14 protein-coding genes are annotated in these 19,002 nt (G+C 56.9%); 6 read left to right on the top strand and 8 right to left on the bottom strand.

The window, feature by feature from the left end; genetic code table 11:
* Positions 1–103, bottom strand: a 103-nt coding sequence (locus AB7S84_RS11845) for a (Fe-S)-binding protein (protein ID WP_428154638.1), incomplete at its 3' end; no start/stop codon positions are given.
* Between the two features lie 425 nt (positions 104–528).
* On the opposite strand from AB7S84_RS11845, the gene AB7S84_RS11840 reads away from it, so the two are divergent.
* Positions 529–1,377, top strand: coding sequence for a M23 family metallopeptidase (locus tag AB7S84_RS11840; protein ID WP_020876035.1), 849 nt, complete (start codon positions 529–531; stop codon positions 1,375–1,377).
* 57 nt (positions 1,378–1,434) lie between these two features.
* Complete coding sequence (locus AB7S84_RS11835) at positions 1,435–3,309, top strand: ASKHA domain-containing protein (RefSeq protein WP_020876034.1); 1,875 nt, start codon at positions 1,435–1,437, stop codon at positions 3,307–3,309.
* A gap of 53 nt (positions 3,310–3,362) precedes the next feature.
* Here AB7S84_RS11835 and AB7S84_RS11830 read toward each other — a convergent pair whose 3' ends face one another.
* From AB7S84_RS11830 to AB7S84_RS11820, 3 genes are read right to left on the bottom strand one after another with little or no spacing between them, the layout of a single operon-like run.
* A complete protein-coding gene (locus tag AB7S84_RS11830; RefSeq protein WP_020876033.1) occupies positions 3,363–6,947 on the bottom strand; it encodes an SIS domain-containing protein in 3,585 nt (1,194 codons plus the stop codon).
* 3 nt (positions 6,948–6,950) lie between these two features.
* Positions 6,951–8,018, bottom strand: coding sequence for an iron-containing alcohol dehydrogenase family protein (locus tag AB7S84_RS11825; RefSeq protein ID WP_020876032.1), 1,068 nt, complete (start codon positions 8,016–8,018; stop codon positions 6,951–6,953).
* Positions 8,019–8,049: 31 nt separating this feature from the next.
* A complete protein-coding gene (locus tag AB7S84_RS11820; protein ID WP_159449730.1) occupies positions 8,050–8,460 on the bottom strand; it encodes a hypothetical protein in 411 nt (136 codons plus the stop codon).
* Here AB7S84_RS11820 and hrpA point away from each other — a divergent pair.
* The 3 genes from hrpA (at position 8,443) to AB7S84_RS11805 (ending at position 13,483) form a co-directional block, all read left to right on the top strand.
* Complete coding sequence (hrpA, locus tag AB7S84_RS11815) at positions 8,443–12,282, top strand: ATP-dependent RNA helicase HrpA (protein WP_070962424.1); 3,840 nt, start codon at positions 8,443–8,445, stop codon at positions 12,280–12,282. The genes AB7S84_RS11820 and hrpA overlap by 18 nt on opposite strands.
* A 53-nt stretch (positions 12,283–12,335) precedes the next feature.
* Entirely contained in the window at positions 12,336–12,938 is a 603-nt protein-coding gene (locus AB7S84_RS11810) for a hypothetical protein (RefSeq protein WP_020876030.1), read from the top strand.
* Positions 12,939–13,195: 257 nt separating this feature from the next.
* Complete coding sequence (locus tag AB7S84_RS11805) at positions 13,196–13,483, top strand: hypothetical protein (RefSeq protein ID WP_020876029.1); 288 nt, start codon at positions 13,196–13,198, stop codon at positions 13,481–13,483.
* A gap of 225 nt (positions 13,484–13,708) precedes the next feature.
* Here the strand turns inward: AB7S84_RS11805 and AB7S84_RS11800 are convergent, their stop codons facing one another.
* The 4 genes from AB7S84_RS11800 to AB7S84_RS11785 form a co-directional block, all read right to left on the bottom strand.
* A complete protein-coding gene (locus AB7S84_RS11800) occupies positions 13,709–13,996 on the bottom strand; it encodes a hypothetical protein (protein ID WP_020876028.1) in 288 nt (95 codons plus the stop codon).
* 54 nt (positions 13,997–14,050) lie between these two features.
* Complete coding sequence (locus tag AB7S84_RS11795) at positions 14,051–14,482, bottom strand: OsmC family protein (RefSeq protein WP_020876027.1); 432 nt, start codon at positions 14,480–14,482, stop codon at positions 14,051–14,053.
* 155 nt (positions 14,483–14,637) lie between these two features.
* The gene (locus AB7S84_RS11790; protein WP_020876026.1) at positions 14,638–16,002 is read right to left on the bottom strand and encodes a nicotinate phosphoribosyltransferase; all 1,365 of its coding nucleotides are present in this window, start codon (positions 16,000–16,002) and stop codon (positions 14,638–14,640) included.
* 25 nt (positions 16,003–16,027) lie between these two features.
* Positions 16,028–16,246: a hypothetical protein gene (locus AB7S84_RS11785; RefSeq protein WP_020876025.1), complete on the bottom strand. Its 219-nt coding sequence runs from the start codon at positions 16,244–16,246 to the stop codon at positions 16,028–16,030.
* Between the two features lie 749 nt (positions 16,247–16,995).
* Here AB7S84_RS11785 and AB7S84_RS11780 point away from each other — a divergent pair.
* The coding region (locus AB7S84_RS11780; protein ID WP_428154632.1) for an AMP-binding protein at positions 16,996–19,002 on the top strand (2,007 nt) is incomplete at its 3' end.

The raw sequence follows: 19,002 nt of genomic DNA, 5'->3' as shown, positions 1-19,002 counted from the left end.
AGACCACCATGCCGGCAAAGGCGAGGCAGGTGGCAAATCCGCAGTCTCTGCAGTTGGTTTTGGGGAGAACATCTCGATAAAGGTCCACGACGGAGAGCGGCATGGTGAAGTCCTTTCCTTGATAACGGGTTGATGCAACGGCAACAGCGCTACATTCATTATAAATATTCAACTCAACTTTCGACTTTCACAGGCCGGTACCGGGAAGTAAGCGTTCCGCTTTTCTGCGGACCTACGCCTGAAACCTGAAGTCTTCAGCTTAACTCCCCGATATAACCGGATCAGGCGTACGTAAGCCCCCGACAACGCCGACCTCGAAAGTCGTATAACGATATAAAATAAGACCAATCTCTGTCGGGGCAATCATCGATAATATTTTCAGGTTTGTTGGCGGTGGGGGGCTTTACACAAGACCTTTCCGGGTGGTAGGAACATATTGCCTTTTCATGAACTGAACCGTTTTCGACAAGGAGGAGCCAATCTGTGGAAAAAGGTTTTCGAGGAAGAACGCATCGGAGACCCCGGCGCATGATGCAACTCGTGGTTTTGGGAAGCATCCTGTCCATGGCGACGATCTTCGTTCAAGCGACCTGGGCGCTGTCGTTGCATCTTCCGGAGTCGGCCTATCAGGGGGATATGGTCGTCGGTCGGGTGCATCCGCCGGCGGCGGTTTTTGTGGGAGAACACCCTGCGGCCGTGGGGAGGGACGGGTATTTTGCTTTTGGCATCGAGCGCATGCAGCCCACTGATGTCATCGTTTCAGCCCAAAAGAGCGGAGAGGAGATTCGCCGGACCCTCAGGATCCTGGCGTTTGACTGGGACATCCAGCGCATCGACGGCCTGGCCCGACACTACGTCCATCCGGTCCCTGAGGACATCCGGCGAATCGAGGCGGACAACCGTCTGATTCGGAGCGTACGTGGGAGATCCCCTTCTTCGGAACCCTGGTTCCTGGAGCGGGGTTTCATCCTGCCCGTCAAGGGGCGTGTGAGCGGCGTTTTCGGAAGTCAGCGCATTCTCAACGGCGAACCCAGAAGCCCCCACCAGGGCATGGATATCGCCGCACCCAAAGGCACGCCGGTGATCTCCCCTGCTGACGGCGTCGTCCGACTTGATGCCCCCGACCTCTTCTTGATGGGAAATACCCTGATTATCGACCACGGCCTGGGGATTCAGTCCGTTTTCATCCATCTTGACCAAATCCTGGTCAAAGAGGGGGCAAAAGTCGTCCAGGGGCAGATCGTCGCCCGTGTCGGCAAAACAGGCCGCGCCACCGGCCCCCATCTCCACTGGGGCGTCAGTGTCGGCACCGTCATGGTGGACCCGGCACGATTGGTGACGCAAGGGTTTACGACACGCCCCCTTGTCAAACAATGACAGGCGGACGGTCTGAGAACCCTGATTCTTTCCCAGCGATTCCGGAGGTGATACTTCATGTCGGATTTATTCAAGATCAGGTTTGAGCCCATGGGGCTTGCGGTAGCGGTGTCGGGAACCGATTCGACCATCATGGAGGCAGCTCTCATCTACGGCCTTCCCATGCGCTTCGATTGTGGCGGGAAAGGTGTTTGCGGAAAATGTCTCGTGGTGACCGAGCCACCCGAAAATATGGGCCCCATTACCGACGCTGAGCGACGGATTCTTTCACCGGAACAGCTGAAGGAGGGTCAGCGCCTTGCATGCCAGGCGGTGGTCAGAGGCCATGTCCGGGTGACGGTCCCGGAACAGATGATCGACAGTTCAGAGGTTCGGGGTAAGGACGGCGTATCGGGCAGCTATGCTGCCAATCCATTGGTTTCACGTATATTTCTTCCAAAAACGACCCCGCCTGAGCCGATGGACGGACGTTCGGCCACGCTCGAGAGCTGGATATTGGACCGTGCTGCAGCCGTATGCGACCGGGGGTTGACCTTTCGAAACCGTCATGCCCTGGGCCAGGCCGGCCTGCCGGACCAGTGCACCGGTGAGGTCACACTGGCGGTCCATGAGGTTCACGGCGTTACGGCGGTCTTAACGGGTCGCCGCCCGGCAAGCCTGGGCATCGCCTTTGACCTGGGGACGACGACGCTGGCGGCATACCTATGCGACTTGAAGGACGGCCGGGTGCTGACAACGGCCTCGGCGGTCAATCCCCAGCGGCGATTCGGGGAGGATGTTATCAGCCGTATCGCCTATGCCAACCGGTCGGCGGCGGGGTTTCGCCAGATGCAGGGCTTGATCCTCGATGCAGTGAACGGATTGATCGAGCAATGTATCGCCGCGGCGAAGTTTCATCTCGAGGACGTGGATGAGGTGACGGTGGTGGGCAACACGACCATGCTGCAGATATTTGCAGGGTTCCATCCCTCAAGCCTCGGGGTCACGCCTTATTTGCCGGTGGCGCGCGAGTTTCCTCATTTCAATGCTGCCGACCTGAGCCTATCCCTCAATCCCGGGACACCTGTTCACATCCTGCCGGTGGTGTCGGGTTTCGTAGGGGGGGATACCATGGGCGCTGCACTGGCCGACGGACCCTATCACCGGGATGGCGTCACTCTCATCATTGACATCGGGACCAACGGGGAGGTGATGCTTTCCACCCCATCGGGTCTGTGGGCGACGAGCTGCGCAACCGGGCCCGCTCTGGAAGGCGCCCAGATATCCTGTGGTATGCGAGCGGTTTCCGGAGCCGTCTACAAGGTCGAACCCGGTCCGGACAAGGGCGTTCGTTGTCATATCCTGGGAGATCCGGGAACGCGGCCACTGGGGCTGTGCGGCTCCGGCGTGATCGATGCCGTGGCGGTGCTTCGGCGACAGGGCGCCATCGAGCCTTCCGGCCGGTTCAACGCCGGGGCGCCGGGAGTGGTCTGCGATGAGAATGGCCTCGGTCGCCGGTTCGTGCTGATCCCTGCCGAGGATTCCGGCTCCGGCAGGGAGATTTTCCTGTCGCTCAAGGATGTAAGGTCGCTTCAGCTTGCCAAGGCGGCCCTTTCGGTGGGCATTGAGTTTCTCATGCGGGAGGCGGGTATCCAACGGGTGGACCGGACTGTCCTGACCGGCGCTTTCGGTGCCCGTTTCGACTGGAAAAACGCCGCTCTCATCGGTATGCTTCCCCAGGGCGCTTTCGACGGAGAGGTGTACCCTTTGGACAACCTGGCCGGTGTGGGTGCGATCATGGCGCTCGTGAACCGGGATCGGCGTGAAGAGGTTTCCCGCATCAGTCGAGAGGTCCGTTTCATCGAGCTCGCCGGCGATTCGGCATTCGCCCTGCAATTTGCCCGAGCCACCGGCTTCCCGATTCTTGACGCGGCTTATGATGCCCTGCTCTGAGCCACAAGGCTCCGGTCCCGCCTGTTCATGAGGCCGGAGCCGGGGCATGGATTTCAGGCGATGCCTGCGACGATGGTTTCCGCCACTTTTTCAGCCGACAAGCCAAACAGGTCGGCGGTATCCACCTTGTTGAGATAGATGTCGTGCCACTCCACGTTGTTTTCGAGAACGATGTTCTTCAGATGGTCGTATTTTCCACCAAGAGCCTTTACCTTTGCGGCCAAGGGTATGTTTTGCTTGAAATCGATGTGGAGAAGCAGAAGAAACTCGATCCGGCTGCCCGATGTCGACCGCCGTGAAGTCAAGGGGATACAGAGTATACTGCGGTTATCCTTTCGTCCCTTACCGATATAAACGTTGCCCTTCTGAACGATGGTTCGCTTGGTGCCCTGAAGCCGCCGGTCCCGATCCACCCGTGATGCAATGGCCATTGAAGAGCCTTCCCGTTTAACAACGGTGATCGTGGTGCTGTCGAGAGGCTCGCCCAGCAGGTTCAGTCCCTCGATCTGGTAAAGGGTTAGCCCGCGGACCTGGGAGATGATCTCCTGCAGATTTTTCAGGACCATGACGTTGCTGGGGATCAGTTGGGAAACCTTGAAACCGTTGGCCTCGATCAGGTCGAAAAGCATGCCCTCGATCTTTTCGCTGATCCGACTGGTGCCGACGGTCACGGTCTTGGCCTGGTGTTTGATGGCGTCAATGGGCCGCGCCATGGCGTTGATTCCCTCTCCCAGGCATTTGAAGAGGGTTTCCAACATGTTTCGGGCAGTGCCCTTGAGCTCGAAATCGATCTCGAAATCCGTCACGGGAAGTCGCCCTGACAGATATTTGAGAAGCAGGGTCAGGTCGGAGGCGTTGCCGAGTCCCATGGAGAAGGTAAATCTGTTCTCATTCCGGCGACGGCGGTAGGCGGTGTAGAACTCGGCCATTTTCTCCCTGAAGCTTTTTTCCAGAATGAGTTCGTAGACATCGAGCCCGTTTTTTGCGGCGTCGTCAATGCTTTTCTGAACATCCTTCCGGAAATCATAGAGAAACCGTGACCCCTCGTTGATAGATAAGGCGGCGTAGTATCCCCAGATGTGGCCGACCAGGGTATTGACGATGGGAGCCAGGTGCTCACTCACCGTGGGAACGTGGAAGACGTCGGCGGCATAGGGGGTGAACCGGTTCTCTCCCTCGCTGGCGATGACGATGGGTACCGCCTTGTGGGCCTTGAAAATGGCTGTATCTTTGATGATGTCGCCCAGGACCGTTTCACGGGTGCCGGCGGCGCAGACGATGATCAGGGGCTCCGAGGAAAGATCGATATGCTTCTTGTCTTCCACGTAATCGGAGGAGATGGTTTTGTAGCAGAGCTCACTGAGCTTGATACGGATCTCGTCGGCCGAAGTCTTGTTCGGACCGCTGCCCACCGCGGCCCAATAGGTCCGGGTTACGGCGCGGCGTCGGGCAGAGAGTGCCATCTGTTCCCGCATGGCGAGGATTTTACGCATGTGGCCCGGTAGCGCCAGCAGCGCCTCGACCTCCCTCGTCACGAAATCGCTTCCGCGTCGGCCCTTCAGATGGGCCAGGTAGAGGTTCAAGAGGGCGCCGGCGACGATCTGGGAATAAAACGCCTTGGTGGACGCCACTGACATTTCGATGTCTCGACCGCTGCTGGTGTACATGACACCATCAACCTTGAAGGTGAGGTCTGAATCCCGGCGGTTGACGATGGCCAGGGTAAGGGCTCCCCGCTCCCGAACCATGTCAACGGTCCGATTCGTATCGGTGGTGGTGCCCGACTGGCTGATGGCCACCACCAGCGTGTCTTCCAGGCCGGGTCCGTCGTCCTGGAGCCTGAATCCGCTCATCTCCGAGGCTTTCAGTGCTGCGATTTGAATATTCGGATCGGCCATGTAATGGGCGAGGATATCGGCACAGGCCTGAGCCGCCACCCCTGCGGTGCCCTGACCGACAAAAAAGATCTTTCGAATGGTATTTTCCGACAGCGCTTTCCGAACGGAGGCGGGGATAACCTTTTCGTCCAATACGATCTCGCATCGCCTGCCGTCGTCGTTTTCGATGACCCGCCAACGGTTCAGGAGGGTTTTTTCTACGGAGGCCGGGGATTCGGAAATTTCTTTCAGGAAATAGTGGGCAAAAGATTGCCGATCGATGTCTCGGGTGGTAATGCGGGTGGTCTTGATGTCCGACGGCGCCAGGCTAACGGGGGATCCGTCATAAGCCATGGCCTGGATGCCGGCCAGACCGCCTTCGGAAAACTGATCCAGGATGAAGATCTGCCCCTGGGTTTTTCCGTTATGTCCCTCTACCACCTTCTCACCGTCCAGTTTGAGGTATCTCGGAGTTTGCTCGATGAATCCGTAAACCTCGGAGGCCGCCATGTAATGATCGTCGGCAAGCCCCACGAAGATGGCCTGGCCGCTGCCGCGCTGGGCCAGAAAGAGCTTTCCGGGCGCGAGATCCGTGTGGAGGATGATGGCGTGGGAGCCTTCGAAATCGTTCACCGAAAGGCGAAACGCTTCGGTCATGGAATGCCCCTCTTCCATGTAGGCCTGGATCCTGACAGGGATAATCTTGGTGTCTGTGGTGATCTCTGAGGGGATTATGTATCCGCGCTTTTCAAATTCCTCCCTGAGCTCGATGTGGTTGTCGATATCACCGTTGAGACAGACGTGAAAGATGGGCAGGTTGCCGTTGGCACCCACTGTGATATTGTCGACCGGGTGACAGTTGGGTTCGCTGATGGCGCCCACCGAGGCCCATCGGGTATGGGAGGAGACGGTGTAGCTGCGGTGAGAAAAATTGACCAGGGCCTGGAGGATGGCGTCGTTCTTGATCTGGGTGCGCAGGAAAGCGACGTTGTCGCCCAGCCGGCCGATTTCGGCCGCGACCTTGTATGTGAAAGCCACCGCTTTGTGCGGGGTTTCGGCTTCATCAGCCCCCTCGTGAATCGAAATGCTGCCGTTGGCCAGCACTGCCTTTCCGATTCGTTGTTGGAAGATGTCAAGAAAATTGGCCTTGTCCAGGGTGTTCATGAATGCGTCGTAGACGGGCATGTCGAGGGTGAACAAGAGGGAGATGCCTGCGGAGTCTCGACCTCGAACTTCCAGCCGGTCGATGCTGTTCAGAACGGTGTTGACGCGTTTGAAAATGGTGACAATCTCCTCCGGGGCGGTGGAACGGTGAAACAGATCCTTTGTTTTTCGGATATTTTCTTCAATCTCAGCAGAGAGACACCAGGCGATGTCCTTGGTCCGCTCCAGATGGTCCGATAGAATGTCTGTTTCCGCGGTGGGCAGCAGGCCCAGCCGTGCCGTCAATGTCCGATCCTCCCGGTCGATGATGTCGGAGAGGCGCGTTCCTGTCTTGAAAAGATCTTCCTGAAGCTTTTTGTCGGAGAAGATCTTGAAAAAAGGACCATCCTTTTTCCATGCGGTGACGGTGGACCATAGGCTAGAAATAAGGTCGGATCCGCCCAGGTAGTGGGTCGACAGGTCCAGGTCACCGTCCTTGCAGGCGGAAAGCCCTGTTTGTTCGATCCGGTCGACGGCATTACGGAAGGCTGTAGGATCGACGACCGAATTGTCTGTCGGTTTTTGTTTGATGGAAACGATTCCGGCGATTCCGCACATGGCTCACATCCTTCGGTAGAGTTGTCTGATTTTGTCCCGGGTCATGATCGTTTTCCAGTTTTTGCCCAAGGCGTTTTCCCACAACGGTTCCAGGACCAGCGCTACATCGACCATTTTTTCAAGTCCCTTGTCGTCGACACCCTGAACGAGATTTCGGGGCAAGCGGACGTCGTGTTTTTCCATCATGCGACGGAATTCGTTCACCTCGTCGGGGTAGAATTCCTCCAGAACGTCGAAGGCCACGCAGTTTCCGATGCCGTGATGGAGGCCCAGGACGAAGGAGAGACCATAGGAGAGGGCATGGCATACGCCTACCTGGGAATAGGCGATGCTCATGCCCCCGCAGTAGGAGGCCATCATCAGCTTGTCTTCCCGATCAGGGGGATCCCCGAGGAAAACCTCCCGACACAACGCCATGGCCTTTTCACCGTAGGCTTGGCTGAAGGCGTTGAGATAGGTTCCTTTGAGCGATTCCACGCAATGGATGTAGCAGTCCATTCCCGTGTAGAACCACTGATCCGTCGGAACACCCTCCAGGAGATCGGGGTCCAGAACAATTTGATCGAAGACGGTATGATCGGAGTTGATGCCCAGTTTTTTGACAGGTCCGGTGAGCACCGTCGTGCGGGATACCTCCGCCCCCGTACCCGACAGGGTGGGAATCCCCGCGTGATAGACCGCCGGGTTTTTGATCAGGTCCCATCCCTGGTAATCGGCGGCCGACCCCGGGTTGGTGAGCATGAGCGATACGGCCTTGGCCAGATCCATGACGCTGCCGCCGCCGATGCCCACCACGGCATCCGGCAGGCTGTTCGCTTGCGCTCGAACCATTGCCGTTAACCGGTCGACTTCAGTGGTCTTGGGTTCGTCGGTGGTGTCGGCCCAGATGACCATATCCCGCCCTTCGGCGGGAATTCGATCTCTGAGCGGTCGATTTTCAAAGATGTGATCAACGATGAAAACCGCGAACGACGCCCCTTTTTTTCGCTGAACCGACAGAATATCCGACAATTGATTGAAACAGCCCCGACCGAAGACGACTTGGGAGACCATCTTGAAATTACGAAACATATAAACCTCTTTTGGTTTTTCGATGACAATGTTAGGTGGATTTTTTCGCATTAACCTCAGTTATACGGTGTGGTCGGTTATATTCGTAAAATGCCTGTCCTGTCAACACACGGAACAATACGGAAACACTTCCCATTTTTTTGAATGGCGGTATCTGGCTAAATATGTTAAATTTAACAATTAGATAAAATTTTCTCCCGCTGTTTTTTCCGATGCGGGTGGGCGCTTGCGTCCAACATGAAGAATTATGAAGCAAAACGACATTCAAAATCATATCAATCGGTTGAAATCGGCACTTTCCAAAACTTATGGAGGGGACCGCCATCGTTTCGATCGCGATCTCCGGCAGTTGCGACAAGCCGTCGTCAAAGGTCGGCATTCCAAACCGGGCAAAACGGCGCCAGATAAGCCTGACGACCGTCTGATGCAGAGAATCCTGCAATTGGAAAGCGCCGTCGACGCCTCCGTCCGAAAGCGGGCGCAGCGCCTCGACCGGAGGCCCCGACTCGATTACCCAGAGGGCTTGCCTATCCTCGACCGTAAGGACGAGATTGTCGCCACCCTCATGAACCATCGCGTTGTTGTCATTTCGGGGGAGACCGGATCAGGTAAGACCACTCAGATTCCCAAATTCTGCATCGAGGCCGGTCGGGGCATTGACGGACAGATCGGGATGACCCAACCCCGGCGCATCGCGGCAATGACCGTAGCTGATCGCATCGCCGAGGAACTGGGGGAGCCCTTGGGGCGATCCGTTGGGTACAAAATTCGTTTCGACGACCAGACCGGCGAAGACACCTTTATCAAGATCATGACCGACGGCATCCTTCTTGCCGAGGCACAGAGTGATCGACGGCTCCACGCCTATGACACCCTGATCGTTGACGAAGCCCACGAAAGGAGTCTCAATATCGACTTCGTTCTGGGCATTCTGAAGCGCCTTCTGGAGCAGCGACGAGAGCTTTCACTCGTCATTACATCGGCCACCATCGACACGGAAAAATTTTCCCGGGCTTTTGAGGGCGCGCCGATCATCGAGGTTTCCGGGCGGATGTTCCCGGTGGAGGTGCGTTACATGCCGCCGGACACCGTCTCCGATGAGAGCGACCAGACGCATGTCGACACGGCGGTCGCCGCTGTTCGCAAGCTTCAGGCCGAGAGCCCCTACGGCGGCGATATTCTCGTCTTCATGCCCACTGAGCAGGACATTCGAGAGACGTGTGAGCTGCTCGAGGGCAGCCGTTTCACCGGTGTCAACATTCTGCCGCTTTATGGTCGGCTTTCGGCCGGTGAACAGTCCCGGGTCTTTCAACGTTTGCCGGGAAGAAAGATCATCGTCGCCACCAACGTGGCCGAAACCTCCATCACCATTCCCGGCATCCGATTCGTAGTGGACACCGGCCTGGCCAGAATTTCCCAGTATCTTCCCCGGAGCCGAACCACGGCCCTGCCCGTGGTCCCCATTTCAAGAAGCAGCGCGGACCAACGCATGGGACGGTGCGGCCGGGTGGCCAACGGCATCTGCATTCGTCTTTACAGTGAGACGGACTATGAAAACCGCCCCCGCTTCACCCCTGCCGAGATTCTGAGATCCAATCTGGCGGAGGTCATTCTTCGAATGATCTCTCTCCGGCTGGGGGACGTCGCCGATTTTCCTTTCATTGATCGGCCGGCGGACAAGAACATCCAGGACGGCTTCAACCTGCTTTACGAGCTGGGGGCCATCTTTCGAAAGCGCTTGGGAAAAAGCGGTCGAACCGTGGTACAGTTGACGGAACGGGGGCGGGTGATGGCCAGGCTGCCGGTGGATCCCCGCCTGTCCCGGATGCTGCTGGCGGCCGCGGAAGCGGGGTGCCTGAAGGAGATGACCGTTCTGGCGGCAGCCCTCAGCATCCAGGATCCCCGGGAGCGCCCTACGGGAAAAGAGACACAAGCCGATCAGGCTCACGCGCCCTTCAAGGATGCGTCCTCGGATTTCATTACCCTTCTCAATATCTGGAACGCCTATCACGAAACCAGATCCGTCGTGAAGTCCATCGGCAAGATGCGGGCATACTGTAAACGGCAGTTCTTATCGTTCAGAAGAATGCGGGAGTGGCGGGACATTCATTACCAATTGGCTGTGATTCTGGAAGAGCACGGTATTCGGAACCGGGTGTCCATTGATCCTGACGTGGCCGACGGGACGTCCTTCACACCTTTTTACACCGCGCTTCATACGTCGATTTTGACCGGATTCCTTTCCAACATCGCCGTTAGGAAGGACAAATTCATCTATCAGGCCGCCAGGGAGCGGGAGGCCATGATTTTTCCGGGCTCGGGCGTCTTCAAAAGCTCGGGCCCCTGGGTTGTCGCGGCTGAAATGGTGGAAACCTCCCGACTATTTGCCAGGACCGTCGCTAATATCGATGTCGAATGGCTGGAGGCCTTAGGCGGTGACCTGTGCCGGCGCTCTTATGCCAACCCGCGGTGGGAGAAAAACCGGGGCGAGGTGGTGGCCGACGAGCAGGTCAGCCTTTTGGGTCTCATCATCGTTCCCCGGCGGCCAGTCTCCTACGGCAGAATCGATCCTGAGGCGGCATCCCGGATCTTTATCCGAAACGCCCTGGTGGAGGGCGACATACGACAGCCGTTTCCTTTCATTCGTCACAATCAGGCCCTCATCGGGGAGGTTCGCGGGATTGAGGATCGGGTGCGACGTCGAGACATTCTCGTTTCCGAGGAGGATCTGTGCGCGTTTTACGCGGACAAGCTCGGCACCCGGATCCATGACGTCAGGGCGCTCAAGGCACTCCTGAAAGGCCGGAAAAACGACAAGTTTCTACGGATGCAGGAGAGGGATCTGAGGCGATACCGTCCCGATCCTGATGAACTGCGCCGGTATCCCGATCAGATTTCCCTGGGCAATACCGTCTTTCCCTGCGACTACGTGTTCGATCCAAGCCGAACCGAGGACGGCGTGACGGTTCAGATACCTTCGTCAGTGGCGCCGTCGGTGTCACCCGAGGCCCTGGATTGGCTGGTTCCGGGCCTTCTGGAGGAAAAGATCACCGCCCTCATCAAGGGGCTTCCCAAGGAATACCGTAAGCAGCTGGTTCCCGTGAACGCCACGGTACGCATTATCGTAAACGAACTTCCCAAAGGGCGGGGAGCGCTCCTCACAGGCCTGGCAGCGTTCATCTACCGACGCTTCGGCGTCAGCATCCCGGCTTCGGCGTGGAATGAGGGGGATCTGCCCGAACACCTCCGAATGCGAATCGCCATCATCGGTCCCGGGGGCGAGGAGATCCGGTCGGGGCGGAATGTCGAGGTGCTTCGAAAAAGCGCGGCGGATCCCATGAATCGGGATCAGTTCGAAGCGGTCCAGCGCGAGTGGGAACGAACCGGGATTACCCGTTGGGATTTTCGGGACTTGCCCGAGTCCATCACCTTGACCGGCGAGGGCGGAGAGACGTGGGTGGCCTATCCCGGGCTCCGGGCCGACAAGGACGGGCTCTCCCTCAAACTTTATCGGGATCCGGTCAAAGCCGAGGCGGGTCACCGGGAGGGGATGGTGCGGCTCTTTTCCACCTGTTTAGCCAACGATTTGAAATTAATTCGGAAACAATTAGCGCTCCCCAAGAGACTCGCCGAATCGGCCCGGTATTTCGGGGGTCTTAAAAGTGTTGAAAATCGGATCTACGACAGCGTGCTGATGGACCTGTTTCACCGCAATATCCGCACCCGTTCGGCGTTCGATGCGTTAATCACGGAGGCGACACCTCTGATTTCCAGAAGTGCCCAAAACAAACAGGCCGTGGTCGTCGATATTCTGACGGCCTATCACGATTGCCGATCGGGGCTGTTCCACATGGAGAACATCAGTCGGTCCAACGCTGGGATCATCCGATTTCTTTCCGGACTCCGGGACGCGCTGGCCAACCTGGTGCCGGAAAACTTTCTCGCACTTTACGATACTGAGCGGCTGTTCCACTTGAAACGATACATTCGGGCCATCTCTATCCGCGCCCAGAGGGCGGTTGAGAATCTCGAGCGGGATCAGGCCAAAGCCGCTCTGATGAAGCAACACGTCGACCGCCTGACGGATCTCCTCAATTCTCTGGAAAGAGGGGCTTCCAATGAAAAGCGCGCGGCGGTGGAGACCTTTTTCTGGATGATCGAGGAATACAAGGTATCGCTGTTCGCCCAGGAACTTAAGACCCCCATCCGTATCTCTTCGAAGCGGCTTGAGGAAAAATATGGCGAGGTTCGGCGGATGGCCTGAGGATCCGGGCTGCGTTCCCCGATGTCTTCGTTTTCCGAAAATCCAGGACTGAGATGCAGGGAAAAATCAAAAATCGCGGCCTGCAGCGGCAGACCGCCATTTCCGCGTTTGCGGACGGAGGAAAGCGTTTGAAAGCAATGGATGAAAAGATACGATTCAGGGGCTACCTGACCTTTGCCGACAGCCTCAAGGTGCAAAAAGCGATGGCGTCCCAGCGTCGAATACCGGCATTTATAGTGATATCCGTCACAACGCTGGTAACGACGGCTTTTTTGATATACTGGATGGGGGTGGGGCTCATGTTTGGCGCCCTTCTTCTCATGTTCATGGGGGTCTTGATGTACGGCGGCCTGAGACTCATGAGAACGACCGCGGCCGGGACCCAGAAGCGGGTTTACGAAAAAGCCTGCGTAAAGCGCACCGGCGCGTTGACGGAAAGCGGCATTACAATCCGGAGAAACAAGGTCCTGAGCACCCTGTCGTGGAAGGCCTTCGAGAGGGTTTTGGCGTTGGAGGAGATTGTTGTCCTTTTGAACGGCGTGGAAACGCTTGGGTTTGCCAAATACATGTTCGACACCCAATCGGACTGGGATCGGGCAAGAAGATTGATCCTGAACCGGTATGACCGAAGAAGGGCCGATCCGGACGCCACCTGACGGCGCTTGATTTCAGAAGACGTCCGCGTGAAAAAGGAAGATCTTTCCGGTGCCCATCAATCGGCCTTTGTTTCGATCGTTTTTACCACCATTCAAACGGCATCCAGGTCAATAAGGTTTTTTTCGAATCCGTTTAGGTGAATGACCCTATTGGCGCTTTTCTTCTGGTTCGTTAAGGTTGCGAATATAAGCGCCTGTAAAAGGGCAGGGCACCCAACGAATACCCCAGACAATTGGTCAGCTGAAAGGAGCAGATCATGAGCAAAAAAGATGCGTATATTCAGAAATTGCATGCCAAACTGGACGAATGGAATGCCGAGATCGACAAACTGAAGGCCAAACTCGATGCAGCCAAGGCTGAGAAACGGGTTGAGTATCAGGAACAGATCGATAACATTAAAGAAAAACGAAAAAACGTCGAAACAAAGCTTGACGTCCTGCGCAGTGCTGGAGGCGATGCGTGGGAGGATTTGAAAAAGGGTGTCGAAAGTGCCTGGGAAGCTATGGAAAGCGCGATCAAGGCCGCCAGGTCCAGATTTAAATAGTACGGTCTGCAGGCCTTATTCTCCTTCGGGAGGGGATAAGATGTCCATATAAACCATCACATCGGTAACAATGGCGGCGGGTCGGGGCTGAGACTGCCGGTGGTTCAGAAAACCCTCTGGAAAGACGCACGTCCTCGCTCGCTTTTCATGGATCGACCCGCCGCTGCCGTGTGAATCGAGGCGTCCTCAGGATTTTATCCGACGACGCAATACGACGCAACACCGTTACGGCAGGTCGGTGCTCTCAACGATTTCACAGCTGTCTTCCGGACAGAAAAGTTCCAAAAAGAAGCCTTTGTCTTTCTTCTTGGATTCCTGGGTCGGAATCACAATCCGGCCATCGGCATCCAGGCAGGAACGGTCCGGGCAAGTGATTTCGAGCCAGAGCCCATTCTTTTCATCCGCCCCGGCGGACGTAATGTTGTTTGCTGACAGTTTTTTAATTTCACTGTCGCTCAGCAGTCTCGCATTGGGTAGAAAAAATTTGAATTGAAACTGTTTTTCGTCTGTCATGATGACCTCCCTTCATATTCCGTCTCACTCGACCCTCTATCTAACGGTCTAATATCATAAATTTTTCAATTCTGCCTTCAAGTTGATCGATGTGCCGGCGAGTGCCTGGGATACCGGACAACCCTCCTTGGCGGCCTCGGCCTGTTTTTGAAACGCTTCGGCAGTGATGCCGGGCACCTCGGCCTGGGTGGTTAGATCGATGCGGGTAATTTTAAAGCCGTCGCCGACTTTGTCTATGGTTACCTCGGCCTGGGTGCGAATCTCTTTTGGTGGATGCCCGGCCTTTTCGAGCAGCATCGAAAGGGCCATTGAAAAGCAGCCGGCATGGGCCGCACCGATCAGTTCCTCCGGGTTGGTTCCCGGTGCATCCCCGAACCGGGTTGCAAAAGAATAGGATCCTTCGAAGGCGCCGCTACCCAGAGCTATGGTTCCCTTGCCTTGCTGCAGTGTTCCTTCCCAACGTGCTTGAGCGCTTCTTTTTGGCATGCGTTTTTCTCCTTTTCAGTCGTTTGAAAGATGTCCGGATCTTGGTTTGAACTACACTTTTTTATGAGGTTTTTACCGCTTACGACGTCCTCCTGCACCAAAAAACATCTTGACATGTGTCCGCAAGGCTTTGTTAAGCTGGCTTCTGCCGCATCTCAGCTTTCGCCGAGCTCCTTGGCGATGACGCTGTGCCTGACCTTGCGCTGAAGGGCCGTTAATCGTTCGCTGATGCCGACGGAGTAAGGTTCGGGATCGGTGATCGCACGGACTTCTTCGGGGAGCTTTTCGAAAGCCGACCTGAACCGCTCTCTGATGACATTCAACGGTTCCGGAGCGTCCACGGCCTTGCCGTCCTGCATCACCGTTTTCAGCAGTGGACGACCCGCGAGAGACTCTTCGCGAAGAGAGATCGTGTCCTTGGCCAGACGCCCATCCTGTTCTTCTCGAAATACCTGTTTGGGCGCTACGAGCGTTCTTTTCCCTGAGCTCAGTTTCATGACCGGGCGACTGTCGAACTGGACGAGCTTATAGGCGATATCGGCATAAGGGCTGTCGGCGGAAACCCCCATTTTGGTGCCGACGCCGAACGCATCGATTTCAGCGCCTTCCCGGATGCTTCGATCGATTTTGAATTCGTCGTAACCGCCGCTTGCGAAGATCTGGATGTCCGGGACGCCCTCTCTCCGGAAAAGATCCCGGACCTGACGGCTCAGTTCGGTCATGTCACCGCTATCGAGACGAACTCCCCGCAGCCGCCGATCTTGCGCCTTCATCTCACGGGCCACCGTAACGGCTTTCTCCGCGCCCGCGAGGGTGTCGTAGGTGTCGATCAATAGCACCGTGCGATCCCCGAAAATGTCGGCAAAAGCTCGAAAGGCGTTGATTTCGCTTTCAAAGCTTGTGATGAACGAGTGGGCCATAGTGCCGGCTACCGGGATGCCGTAAATCTTTCCGGCCAAAACGTTGCTCGTGGCGCTCATTCCGGCAATATATCCGGCTCGGGCCACCGCCATTCCGGCGTCGACTCCGTGAGTTCTCCGCAGTGAAAAATCGACGATGCTTCGGCCCCGGGCCGCATGCACGCAACGGGATACCTTGGTGGCGAGCGTGACTTGGAGATGGATGATATTGATGAGTGCGGTCTCCACCAGCTGAGCTTCGATGATGGGGGCCGTCACTTCCAATACGGGTTCGTCTTTGAAAAAGAGTTCTCCTTCGGGAACGGCGACGACGTCGCCGGTGAATCGGAACCCGGCGAGGTAATTCAGAAAATCATGGGAAAAAAGCCCTGTGGAATCGAGATATTGAATGTCATCGGGCATAAAACGCGCCGATTCCAGAAAGGCGAGAGCATTTTCGAGACCCGCACTGATGAAATAGCCTCGGTTCGGCGGGTACTCACGGATAAAGAGACTGAACGTAGCCGGCTTGAACATCCCTTCCCGGTAATAGACTTGCGCCATCGTGAGTTCATACAGGTCTGTCAGCATTGCTGTGAACTTCGGATATGATGTCATCATCTTTTCCCTTTGTTGTCTCTATGCATCAATGGCGATGTCCGTGAACAGTATCATCTTCGGGGTGATGCGGTTCCTTGTGGGAGTGCGGGTGATCGTGGAAATTTTCACCGTGCCGATGTCCGTGGGAGTGGACGATGATCTGACCGGTCGCGTCGCAGTTGCTGCAGTTTTGAGCGCTGATTTTGCCCGTTCCCCGGCATTCGGGGCATTCCCGGGTTTGGTTGGGAGAAAGTTTCTTTTCCATAACACACTCCTTTCCGTCACGTGTGACGACGAACATTTCAGTAGAACACAATTCAATAATAAGCACCTCATAAGGATTGAGCCATAGGGTATTCGATGGATTTATGCCGAGGTGCATCATGTATTTTCATCCATCGGATCAGCATCGCCGGGACCGTTGGAATTCGGAATGAAGATGGGCGATGAAGGACTTCGACGTCATTTCGGGGAAGCGCCAATCCAGGGAATAATCGCTTTATCATGAGGATTCACAGCCAATCCTTCTCAGGGGGGCAACCGCCGTTCGCGATAGAGCACGGTTTGGCAAACGCTGTCTCTCATCCCGCTATGAATCATGCTGTTGAGGCAGTTTGAAAGGCAGCCTGTTGAATTTCGGACGATAGCGTGTCTTTCAGTCGTACTTTCAGTCGTACTTTTTTACGGAAAACGGGATTTACCCCATTGAACGGCGACGGGGGCAACACGACCGATGCACGACCGGGCGGCCTCACGGAATCCTGCTGATGGTATTCCCGCTGTTGTCGGCACGGCTGCATTTTTTGTCAACTTCCTGAAGAATGCATATATTTTTCTGCACATCATCAATAAAACGTTTCAACCTTTCTTGCAAGTTTCCGCCGTGTACGGATCGGGATCAACCTTTCGGTACTGCCGGATCAGGAGTCTCGGCCATGCTCGCAACCCGTTTCGCATCATTTCGCAGGCGCACCGATTGCGGCGGAGAAACTCCGGTGAACGAGGAAGATCAGGATGACCACACATGCAGGTCCCGGCTTTCCGGGAAAAAGAGACAAGACAGCTTCCGCCGGATCCATGCACCGGGATCGTCCCGGGACCAGCCCCGCCGGTTTGGGAACGGAAGCCGAGGCCGTCTGTCGGCTGGCCGCCCAACTGGCCGGAGAGATGGATCCCGGCCGCAAAAACCTTCGAGTCGAACTGGACAGCTCCCTGGAGCGCGATCTGGGCTTCGACAGCCTGGCCAGGATGGAGCTGCTGTCGCGACTGGAAAAAGCCTGGGGAGTGTCGCTGAGCGAAGAGGTGCTGATCGCCGCTGAAACCCTGAGAGACCTGGTCCGGGCATTGGGTCTGGGGACGGCACGGATCCAAGTCCTGGAAGACAGGCGCCGGCCTGTGTCGGAGCAGGATATCCGACGGGGAGCGATTGCCGATGAAGCCCGGACCCTGGTAGAGATGCTGCAGCTTCAGGCGGCCAGATCGCCGGATCGGTTGCACCTTCTCCTGACCTCCGGAGCGGAAGAACCCGTTGAGGTCAGTTACGGCCGACTCTTCGACGGGGCCGCCGCCGTTGCCGCCGGTCTGTGCGGACTGGGTCTCCAGCCCGGGGCCAATGTGGCGTTGATGCTGCCCACCGGACTTGATTATTTTTTCAGTTTCTTCGGCATTCTTTTGGCCGGGGCTGTTCCGGTCCCCCTTTACCCGCCCGCACGACCTTCCCAATTCGAGGACCATCTGCGCCGCCACAGGCACATTCTCAACAACTGCCAGGCCCGGATGCTGATTACTGTCGCCGAGGCCAGGCCCCTGGCGCGCTTTCTTAAAACCCAGGTGGCCTCTCTGGATCGGGTTGTCACCGCCGACGGACTGCAGGGCACAGGCGGCGCCGGCATCCTGCCGCCGGTGTTGCCCGAGGAAACCGCTTTTCTCCAGTACACCTCGGGCAGCACCGGCATCCCCAAGGGGGTTATCCTCAGTCATGCCAACCTGATGTGCAATATCAGGGCGATGGGGCGGGCGATGGAAGTCACTCCGGAAGATGTCTTTGTGAGCTGGCTGCCCCTTTACCATGACATGGGCCTGATCGGAGCCTGGCTGGGCAGCCTCTATCACGGCTGCCGGTTGGTCATCATGCCGCCCTTGTCGTTTCTGGCACATCCGGAACGATGGTTGTGGGCCATCCACCACCACCGAGGCACGCTGTCGGCCGCCCCCAACTTTGGTTACGAGCTGTGCCTGAAACGGTTCGACGAACAGCTTCTGGAGGGTCTGGATCTGAGTTCCTGGCGGCTCGCCTTCAACGGCGCCGAACCCGTCAGCCCGGAGACGATTACCCGTTTTACGCGTCGATTCGCCTGCTATGGATTCCGGTCCGAGGCGATGGCACCCGTTTACGGCCTTGCCGAGTGCACCGTCGGCCTTGCCTTTCCGCCGGTGGGACGGGGGGCTCTTATTGATCGTGTCCGCCGCGAGCCGATGATGAAGAGGGGCGAGGCGGTGCCGGCCCCAGACGACGACCCCAATCCGCTTCGTGTTGTTGCCTGCGGTCGCCCGATGGCCGGACATCAGGTACGGGTTGTCGATGGCCAGGACCGTGAGCTGCCTCAACGCCGCGAAGGCCGCCTCCAATTCTCAGGACCCTCGGCCACCAGCGGGTATTTCCGCAATCCCCGGGAGACCGCAGCCCTGTTCCACGGCGAGTGGCTCGATACCGGCGATCTGGCCTATATGGCCGAACGGGACATTTACATCACCGGCAGGGTCAAGGATATCATTATCAAGGGCGGTCGGAACATTTCCCCGTATGAGCTTGAAGAGGCCGTCGGCGATATCAACGGCATCCGAAAAGGTTGCGTTGCTGTCTTCGGCGTGGAGGATTCGGCTTCCGCCACGGAAAAATTAGTAGTGCTGGCGGAGAGCCGCGATCAGGCCGCCGACGTATTGGCTGGTCTCAAGAAGCGGATCGTAAACGCGGCGGTCGATATCCTGGGCATGCCCCCGGACGAGGTGATTTTGGTCCCG

Origin of the sequence: Desulfococcus sp. (genome assembly GCF_050178255.1) — a bacterium.
GTDB lineage: Bacteria > Desulfobacterota > Desulfobacteria > Desulfobacterales > Desulfococcaceae > Desulfococcus > Desulfococcus multivorans.
Note: the sequence above shows the minus strand (reverse complement) of the source record. Positions and strands in the feature narration are given on the sequence as shown.